1 protein-coding gene is annotated in these 1,149 nt (G+C 32.1%); it reads left to right on the forward strand.

Going from position 1 to position 1,149, the window contains the following annotated elements; translation table 11 throughout:
• Positions 1 to 102: 102 nt before the first annotated feature.
• Positions 103 to 1,149: IS256 family transposase (locus CLHOM_RS15030; RefSeq protein ID WP_052222519.1), on the forward strand; the 1,047-nt coding region annotated here is incomplete at its 3' end.

Below are 1,149 nucleotides of genomic sequence, written 5' to 3' on the forward strand. Positions count from 1 at the left end.
GAGCCTGTAAAAATTTTTGTGTAAAGTGAATAAAAAGCACTCTTTCTTGGCAAGAATTTGGATAAATAAATACCAAATATATACAAGAAGGAGTGTTTTTTTATGTCGAATATTTCTAAAGAAATTTTAAGAAATTATGTTAATGAGCAGAACTTTAAAAACCCAAATGATGTTTTAGCTGCTATGAAAGAAATGTTTAAAGATGTGCTACAAGAAGCATTAGAAGCAGAAATAGATACACAGCTTGGATACGATAAGTATGATGTTGCTGAAAAACAAACCACAAATAGTAGAAATGGATATTCTAAAAAGAGTATAAAAACTGAACTAGGACCAGTTGAGTTAAATATACCACGTGATAGAAATGGTGAATATGAGCCTAAAATTGTTCCTAAATATCAAAGAAATGTAACTGGAATTGAAGATAAGATTATGGCTCTTTATGCAGCTGGAATGACTACAAGAGATATAACTGAACAGATCAAGAATCTTTATGATGTTGAAATCTCAGCTGAGATGGTGTCAAATATAACAAACAGAATTATTCCTGTAGTTACAGAATGGCAAAATAGACCACTTGAAAAAACTTATTCATTTGTATTTATGGACGCAATACACTATAAAGTACGAGAAGATAAGCAGATTGTACTTAAGGCGGCATATGTTGTATTAGGTGTAAATATGGATGGGGAAAAAGATGTTTTAGGTATATGGGTAGGAGCAAATGAAAGCAGCAAATTCTGGCTTTCAGTTCTTAATGACCTGAAAAATAGAGGTGTTAAAGATGTGCTTATCTTTTGTGTGGATGGCTTAAATGGCTTTAAAGAGGCAATAAGTGCTACTTATCCTTTTGCTAAAATCCAACGTTGCATAATACATCAACTAAGAGCTAGTATGAAATATATACCATATAAAGACAAGAAGGCTTTTGTAGCAGACTTAAAGGCAGTATACGGAGCAGTAAGTGAAGATATTGCTCTTGAAAATCTTATTTCCGCAAAGGATAAATGGGGTAATAAGTACCCCAATGCGATAAAAAGTTGGGAAGATAATTGGGATAATCTAATAACCTTCTTTGCTTTCCCTGATTATATCCGTAGGATTATTTATACAACAAATGCAATAGAAAGTCTTAATAGTCAGTTTAGA

The sequence above is a fragment of the Clostridium homopropionicum DSM 5847 genome (assembly GCF_001263795.1).
In the GTDB taxonomy this organism is placed as follows: domain Bacteria; phylum Bacillota; class Clostridia; order Clostridiales; family Clostridiaceae; genus Clostridium_H; species Clostridium_H homopropionicum.